Here is a 7,872-nt window from a genome sequence, read left to right as displayed (position 1 = left end):
TCAATACAAAGTAAAAAAGGTATGAATGAACATAAGGCTCTGGTATCAATGATTGAAAAATCTGAAGCAACTGGAAGTGTTATTGTTATAGCTGATAGAGGATACGAATCTTTTAATAATATTGCTCATTTTCAAGAAAAGAATTGGAATTATATTATACGTTCAAAAGAATCCTACGGTATTAAATATGAAACTCCTGATAGTGATGAATTCGATAAAGAAACCACCATCACCCTTACTCGGAGAAAAACGAAAGATACAATAGCATTGATTAAAGAAAATCCTGATAGATATCGTTGGATTCAACCTCATACAACGTTTGATTACTTACTGCCTAAAGAAAACAAGATGTATGATTTGAAATTTAGAATTGTTCGATTTAAAATTTCAGATACCACTTATGAAACGTTATTCACAAATTTACCTGCGAATGAATTTCCTGCTAAAGTTTTGAAAGAATTATATAAAATGCGATGGGGTATCGAAACTTCATTCAAAGAATTAAAATATGATGTTGGATTAGCCAGCATTCATAGTAAAAAGCAAGATTTTGTACTTCAAGAAATTTTTTCAAAGTTAATTATGTACAATTTTGCAGCTTTAATATCCTATCAAGTAGAACATCCAAAAGATAAAAGAATCAATTTCGCTAAAGCGATACGTTTTTGTTATCAGTATTTCAAGGGCAAAATTTCTGAAAAAAGTCTTTTGAAAATTGTTCAAAAATTTATGTCTCCAATACGTCCTGGCAGAGTAGTTGAAAGATATCAAAATATTAAAAAGGCTGTCGGGTTTGCATATAGAATTTCTTAACAACAACTCTTCATATCTGCTTGTTGTACAGATGGCTTATAACGCCATCTGCTTTTGGTATGTTTAAATCATAAAAATGGTGAACACTTATCATAGCGTTCACCATTTTTTGATACATTAACCTGCTCTTAACTACTTAACTTAATGACATTGACTTGGGGGGGGACCTGCAATGAGTCAAATATTCGCATGGGAAATACCGCCGTAATTAACGTAATTGCAGTATTAGAAAAGCGTACCCCTCCTAATCTAATTGCGGTGAATGATGAGGTGAATCTATGTTGAGTCCCGAGCAGGAAGCAGGCTGACATCTTTTTTATAGGATGTCAGTTTTTTTATCGAGAATTAAAAGGAATTTCGATAATTTTCGAGAAAACGAGAAAGATTAAGAAAAGCAGTAATAATATGGAACAGAAAGGACAGTTTTGATGATAAACGTATATAATCGCAATTTTATGCAAGGAATGTGGCAAATTACCAAGGCGTATTGGTTTTCAGAGGAAAAATGGAAGGCAAGAATGCTCTTAGCAGTTATTGTTGCTCTTAACCTAGGACAAGTTTACATATTGGTACTGTTGAATGAATGGAGTAATACCTTTTATAATACATTGCAGAATCATGATAAAGATGGTTTTGTGAGTGCTATTGGCACCTTTTGTATTTTAGCAGCTTGTCATATCATCGTAGCTGTTTATGTGCTCTATATGCAGCAATTTCTCGAGTTAAAATGGCGCCGTTGGCTTACACAAGAATATCTGCAAACCTGGCTGCATAAACAGGCTTATTATCAAATGCAGCTTTTAGATAATAATACAGATAATCCTGACCAGCGAATTAGTGAGGACTTGAAGCTCTTTGTTAATTTGGCGCTAGGTCTTTCTGTCGGATTCTTGAAAGCTGCCGTGACCTTATTTTCATTTATGTTTATTTTATGGAATCTTTCAGGTTCCTTGACCATCCCTATAGGGCAGACGGAAATTACTATCCCAGGTTATATGTTTTGGGTTGCTATTATTTATTCGATAGCTGGCAACTGGTTAACCGTTAAAATCGGTAAACCGCTGGTGAATCTTAATTTTAGCCAGCAGCGTTATGAAGCTGATTTTCGTTTTAGTCTAATTCGCTTGCGAGAAAACAGTGAAAGCATTGCTCTATATGGTGGGGAAGTACAAGAGCAAATGAAATTGACAGAGCGTTTTCAGATGGTATTTGAAAATTTTAAAGCAGTAATGCTGCGGCAGAAGAAACTGACTTGGTTCACGTCTGGTTATGGACAAATCGCTATTGTTTTCCCTTTAGTTGTTGCTGCTCCGAGATATTTTAGCAATCAGATTCAGCTAGGGGGCTTAATGCAGATCAATTCGGCTTTTGGCAAAGTGCAAGATTCATTATCGTTTTTTATTGAGAGTTACTCCAGTCTGGCTCAGTGGCAGTCAGTCGTTAAACGTTTACTAGGCTTTAATCATGCCATGCATCGCGTAGAACATATTGCAGATCAGAAAGTAATTGATGTAACCTATGCAGGTGAAACATCCTTACATGTGCAACAGCTGCAGATTGATTTGCCCAATGGGGAAGAACTGCTCAAGGATTTACATTTAACCATTCATCAGGGGGATTCTTTACTGATTATGGGGCCATCTGGCTGCGGGAAAAGCACTCTCATGCGTACATTAGCCGGCATTTGGCCATTTGGGCAAGGCAGTGTTCGTATTCCAGCAGAACAAAGACTTTTATTTTTGCCCCAGAGATCCTATTTACCTCTTGGAACCTTACGAGATTCTGTATTGTATCCTTATAAAGAGGATTTTGCTACGGATGAAGAAATTCGCGGCATTATGGAGCTCTGCAAATTAGAAGAACTTGCTGATAAACTTGATCAAGTTGAGGATTGGTCTCATGTTCTATCTTTCGGTGAACAGCAGCGGATTGCCTTTGTACGGGCTATTCTCCAAAGGCCAGATTGGTTATTTCTTGATGAAGCAACGTCAGCAATTGATGAAATAACAGAGGCTCATTTATATCAATTGCTGCATTCACAGCTTAAGAATACAACGATTATTAGTGTTGGGCATCGCAACACCTTAGTGAACTATCACAAGCATAAACTGATAATTGATGATACGGGCGGCTGGCGCTTTGAATAAATGGAGGAAAACATGGAAATTCGAAAATTAACTTTTACAGCCTTATTTATAGCAATTGGCGTTTTTTCTGCACATTTAGTATATATTCCAATTGGTATTGCAAAGTGTTTTCCAGTACAGCACGCGATTAATGTTTTATTAGCAGTGCTTTTGGGAACGCGTTATTCTGTCAGTGCTGCCTTTAGCATTTCTTTATTGCGCAATATTCTCGGCACCGGATCGCTGCTGGCCTTTCCAGGAAGTATTTTTGGAGCCGCATTGGCAGGGATTTTGTATAAGAAGACCAATCACATTGCGGGTGCAATCTTCGGTGAGATTTTGGGTACTGGAATAGTAGGAAGCCTTGTGGCCTTTCCTATAGCAAAATATATCATTGGTTCTGAGGTAGGCGCTTTTTTCTTTGTACTTCCTTTTCTGGTTAGTACCACCGGAGGCAGTTTGATCGCTTATGCACTGTACCATACTCCAATTAAATCATTCTTACATGGAAGAGTAGGATAGGACACAAAAATATATAAAAAGACAATAGATGACAAAAAACTCCTGTAAAGCTGCTTATACTTTGCAGGAGTTTTGCTGTAAAAAAAGAAAGGGGAATATAGAGTAATAGGCAAGCGAATTGCTTAGGAATGTGAGGGAAAGGAATGAATCACGCTACTTGGCAAAAATCAGTTCAAAAGGATAATAAAAAGATGACTGTCAGATATTGGTCTCAACGCATAGCTGGGCGGTTTTCTTTACGGCTTGTATTTTCCCTGCCGTTTATGCTGCAGTTTCTTACTGTGACTTGTTTAATTGGATTTCTCTTGTTCCAAGGTGGACAAGAAGCCGTAGGATCTGTATTAGGGGAGATGAGGCAGCAAATATTAGGACATGTCCATGAGCAATTAAAAAGACATATGGAGGATCCTTTGCATCTCAATGAACTGAATGTGAAGGCTTGGTATGCAGGACTTCTTGTATTTTCGGATACAGTTGGACGAGAGCGGCAATTTGTAAATCATCTTAAAGTTTTTCCCGATGCAGCCATGACGTATATTGGCTTAGCTGATGGGGAGTTTTACGGTGCACGCCGCAAGAAAGCAAGCGAGTTTCAAGTGGTGAGAAATAATCTGGAGACAGGTGGTGCATCTTGGTATTATAGCGTTTCTGAACAAGGGGATGGAGTACAGCTTGAAGACGTTTTTCCGACGTTTGATCCACGTACACGCCCTTGGTATCAAGCTGCTCAAGAAGCGAGAAAGCCAGTTTTCAGTGAAGTTTACCGTCATTTTGTATTTCATGAACCTACAATTACTGCTACATATCCTATATTTAATGAAGAGGGGCAGTTAGTAGGGGTATTTGGTGTTGATTATCTTTTATCCTGGTTGGGAAATATGCTTCGAGACTTATCATTAGGAGCTTCCGGACAAGTCTTTGTTGTAGATAAGGATGGTATGATTGTTGCTGCCTCAGTGCTTACGGAGCCATTTGAAATTGTAAATGGAAGAACTGAGAGAATAAAGGCTGATGCTTGTAGCGATCCGGTGCTAAAGGCAGCTGTAAAATCATTTTTGGATGGTAAAGATTCTTCCTTTCGTATCAGCCTAGATGATCACTTCTATTCTGTAAGTGTCGATTCCTATGAAGAAAATGGACTTTCATGGAAAATATATGTTGTTTTAGCAGATGAAGATTTCATGGAAAATATTTGGAAGAATTTGCACCAAACAGCAGTAGGCGTTTTTTTTATTATGATTGCTGTTTTTGGTTTAGCAGTTTGGACTGCAGGTTGGGTGACGCGTCCAATCCTAAGACTGAATCAATCTGCTCAGGAACTCGCTCAGGGACGTTTGTATCCGGTTCCTGATACGGAACGGCAAGATGAGCTGGGACAGCTTAGCCGCTCCTTTAATAGGATGGCTGAAGACCTTCTCGATTTAGTCGGTAATTTAGAAGCACGAGTAATTGAGCGAACTCAGAATCTAGCAGAAAAGACGCAAGAAGAACAACATATGCGTGAAAAATTTTATAAGGAGCTAACTAAGGCTGGTCAGCAGCAGCGGGCCATGCTGCCTGACGATCTTAAGGAATCACGTTTGAGTTTGGAAATTATATATGAACCTTATATGTTAGTCAGTGGAGATTCATGCGGCTACCGCTGGCTGAACGAGGATTCTTTATTTGGTTACATCATTGATGTTACGGGACATGGGGTAGCAAGTGCCCTGCAAGCAGCGGCGCTGAACCTTATGCTGCAGGAAATTATGCACCTGCCCCTTTCCCTTTCCGATCGGATGTTAGAACTGAATCGTCGAGTAAATAATTATTTTGGCAATGATGTGATGGTGGCAGCATTTTTCTTTGAGTTGGATTTTGTAAAACAGGAGCTGCGTTACGTTGCAGCAGGTATTACTGAATTTATTGCTGACTCTGCTGAGGTACAGGGACGAATTAAAACACCGGGTTTATTTTTAGGTGTGAGTGCCTCACCTGAGTATGAAGTTTGTTATCTGCCTATAGAAAAAGGGAATCTCTTTTGTTTCTATAGTGACGGTATAGCGGATCGTCTGATGGCAGGAAAGACCATTTCACTGAATGCTGATTATAAGCAGTTGGTCAAAGCGATAAAGCAGATAGGTGAAGAAGGCGTTCGCTGGGATGATGTGACGGTTTTATGCATTCAAATTGGTGATGTAATGAAAGAGAAATAAAAAAATGATACCTCCCGAATGCTTTTTAGGGAGGTATCATTTTTTTTGTTTTGATTTGCAATTAATAGCTTCTTAGTGATAAGCGCCGCTGTTGTTGACGGGCCAAGATAGAAAGAGCATAATTAAAGACAAAATAGATTATCGCTATGGTGGCGAAAATAGTAAAGACTTGTGCAGTGGTACCATATTGCCCCATGATGATCATACCCTTTCCTGTTAGATCCTCAATACCCACTGCCCAGACAAGCGAAGTATCCTTAATGACCGTTGTAAATTGGGAGACTAGAGGAGGTATTGTATTTCGCAGTGCTTGCGGTAACACAACATAAATTAATGTTTGTGTATAGGTAAATCCTTGGGATTTAGCTGCTTCCCATTGCCCTTTGCCTACGGAATTCAAACCACCGCGAACAATTTCAGCAATCATGGCCGTAGTAAAGATCGTCATGGCAACAATACCGGCATAAATAGGAGGAAGTTTTGTCATGAAGCGAACAGCCAAAATAAATAATAATAAAGGGGTATTTCGTACGACTTCGACATAAAAGGAAGCTGCCTGACTGAGGGGAGTATGATTAGAATGCCGGGCTATGCCTAAGATGGTACCTAAAATCATGCTCAAAACAATAGAACTGATTGCGATTTGTAGTGTAGTTAAGAGACCAGCGCCGAGAAAACTAAGCAGTTCCAATTGTAATAATTCCTCAATCATGACGACACCTCCAATTTGCGTTCCATGCGTTTAGCATAAGTAGCTAATGGAAAACATAATGAGAGATACAGTAAACCGGTGACTACATAAGAAGGGCCGTAGTAAAGGTTATTACTTGACCAAGAATCTGCATGATACATCAGTTCGCCGCCTGCAACCATAGCTAATACAGAAGTATTTTTGATTAAATTTACAGCTTGGTTAGTCAGTGGGGGATAAGAAATACGTTTGGCTTGGGGCAAAACGATATGAATCATCGCACCCCAATAGGAGAATCCTTGGGAATAGGCTGCTTCCAATTGTCCTTTTGGTACAGATTCTACACCAGCACGAATAACTTCTGCAATATAAGCACCATGGTAAACACCCACTCCCAATACTCCTACTACAAAGACAGGCAACATAATTCCTAGATGGGGTAAGCCATGGTATAAAAAGAAAATTTGAATAACCAGAGGTGTATTTTGAATAAATTCTACATAAACGCGATTGAGTAGCTTAAATAGTTTTACATGTGATGTACCTAAAAGACCAAAGAAAATTCCTAGGCCTAAAGCCAACGTTAGTCCTAGGGCTGATAAAAGAATGGTCTGAACAAAACCTTCGGCAAAGACAGACCAATCATTCATCAGCGCTAACCACTTAAATCCAGCAAAAGGTCCTGGCACTATTTAAGTCCCCATTTTTGCATCAGCTTATCTAATTCGCCTGATTTCTTCATATCGTTTATGGTATCGTTTACGATTTTAGCTAATCCTGCGTTGGCTTTTTTGCTTGCTACTCCATATTCTTGCGGAGTGAAACGATCATTTAAGATTACAGTAGTATCATCTAAGTAGCCATATAAAATAGCACCATCAACACTAAAACAATTAATACGGCCAGAGTCAAGAGCTGTTTTAATTTCTGGATACGTACCAAACTCTAAGAATTTAACCTTAATACCTTGTTTGTCTGCCGCTTCTTGAATGGCTTTTTTACTGGTAGCACTTTGTGCAACACCAATCGTTTTATCTGCTAATCCCTTAAGATCGGTAATGCCGGAATCTTTCTTGACCATTAAAGCAACGCCATCAGTGAAATAAGGATCGGAGAAATTGTAACTTTGTTTACGTTCTTCGGTAATTGTAAAAGTTGCAATGACTAAGTCTACTTCACCATTATCGAGCAAAGGACCGCGAGTTTTGGCAGTAACCCCTTGCGCTTCAAATTTTTTCTCATCGCCAAGAATTTTCTTAGCCAATGCTCTTGTTAAGTCGATTTCAAAACCGTCAATTTGCCCCGTTTTAGGATCTTTAAAACCAAATTTAGGTACATCAACCTTAACGCCAACTTTTAAGGTTCCACGATCTTGTATCGCTTTGACCTCAGGAGCTGTAGCGGTTCCACCTGCTGCAGGCTTGGAATCTGTTGCACTGCCACAACCAGAAACTGCTAGGGCAACGAACATCATCAAACTAACAATAAGAACATATAATTTTTTCATTTGTATTAACCTCCATAT

Annotated in this window: 7 protein-coding genes; 4 read left to right on the top strand and 3 right to left on the bottom strand. The window is 39.0% G+C overall.

The window, feature by feature from the left end:
• From BMZ99_RS19705 to BMZ99_RS19690, 4 genes are all read left to right on the top strand, one after another.
• Positions 1–813, top strand: an 813-nt coding sequence (locus tag BMZ99_RS19705) for an IS4 family transposase (protein ID WP_139214804.1), incomplete at its 5' end; no start/stop codon positions are given.
• 428 nt (positions 814–1,241) lie between these two features.
• Positions 1,242–2,960: an ABC transporter ATP-binding protein/permease gene (locus tag BMZ99_RS19700; RefSeq protein WP_090941571.1), complete on the top strand. Its 1,719-nt coding sequence runs from the start codon at positions 1,242–1,244 to the stop codon at positions 2,958–2,960.
• 12 nt (positions 2,961–2,972) lie between these two features.
• On the top strand, positions 2,973–3,461 hold the full coding sequence (gene thiW / locus BMZ99_RS19695; protein ID WP_090941552.1) for an energy coupling factor transporter S component ThiW: 489 nt from the start codon (positions 2,973–2,975) through the stop codon (positions 3,459–3,461).
• A gap of 143 nt (positions 3,462–3,604) precedes the next feature.
• Positions 3,605–5,656, top strand: a complete 2,052-nt coding sequence (locus BMZ99_RS19690; protein ID WP_090941533.1) for a cache domain-containing protein — start codon at positions 3,605–3,607, stop codon at positions 5,654–5,656.
• Between the two features lie 61 nt (positions 5,657–5,717).
• Here BMZ99_RS19690 and BMZ99_RS19685 read toward each other — a convergent pair whose 3' ends face one another.
• Genes BMZ99_RS19685 through BMZ99_RS19675 form a run of 3 tightly spaced genes read right to left on the bottom strand, consistent with a single transcriptional unit; the run spans position 5,718 to position 7,854 of the window.
• Entirely contained in the window at positions 5,718–6,368 is a 651-nt protein-coding gene (locus BMZ99_RS19685) for an amino acid ABC transporter permease (RefSeq protein WP_090941530.1), read from the bottom strand.
• Positions 6,365–7,036: an amino acid ABC transporter permease gene (locus BMZ99_RS19680; RefSeq protein WP_090941527.1), complete on the bottom strand. Its 672-nt coding sequence runs from the start codon at positions 7,034–7,036 to the stop codon at positions 6,365–6,367. Before BMZ99_RS19680 ends, BMZ99_RS19685 begins: the two co-directional genes overlap by 4 nt.
• The gene (locus BMZ99_RS19675; RefSeq protein ID WP_090941526.1) at positions 7,036–7,854 is read right to left on the bottom strand and encodes a transporter substrate-binding domain-containing protein; all 819 of its coding nucleotides are present in this window, start codon (positions 7,852–7,854) and stop codon (positions 7,036–7,038) included. Before BMZ99_RS19675 ends, BMZ99_RS19680 begins: the two co-directional genes overlap by 1 nt.
• Positions 7,855–7,872 lie beyond the last annotated feature (18 nt).

This window comes from Pelosinus propionicus DSM 13327 (genome assembly GCF_900114615.1).
GTDB classification, from domain to species: domain Bacteria; phylum Bacillota; class Negativicutes; order DSM-13327; family DSM-13327; genus Pelosinus; species Pelosinus propionicus.
The sequence above is the reverse complement of the archived record's forward strand: the minus strand, read 5'-3'. Positions and strand labels throughout refer to the sequence as shown.

Coding starts and splice junctions, on each gene's coding strand:
- BMZ99_RS19700 (WP_090941571.1), top strand. CDS start 1,242: ATGATAAACGTATATAATCGCAATTTTATGCAAGGAATGTGGCAAATT.
- thiW (WP_090941552.1), top strand. CDS start 2,973: ATGGAAATTCGAAAATTAACTTTTACAGCCTTATTTATAGCAATTGGC.
- BMZ99_RS19690 (WP_090941533.1), top strand. CDS start 3,605: ATGAATCACGCTACTTGGCAAAAATCAGTTCAAAAGGATAATAAAAAG.
- BMZ99_RS19685 (WP_090941530.1), bottom strand. CDS start 6,368: ATGATTGAGGAATTATTACAATTGGAACTGCTTAGTTTTCTCGGCGCT.
- BMZ99_RS19675 (WP_090941526.1), bottom strand. CDS start 7,854: ATGAAAAAATTATATGTTCTTATTGTTAGTTTGATGATGTTCGTTGCC.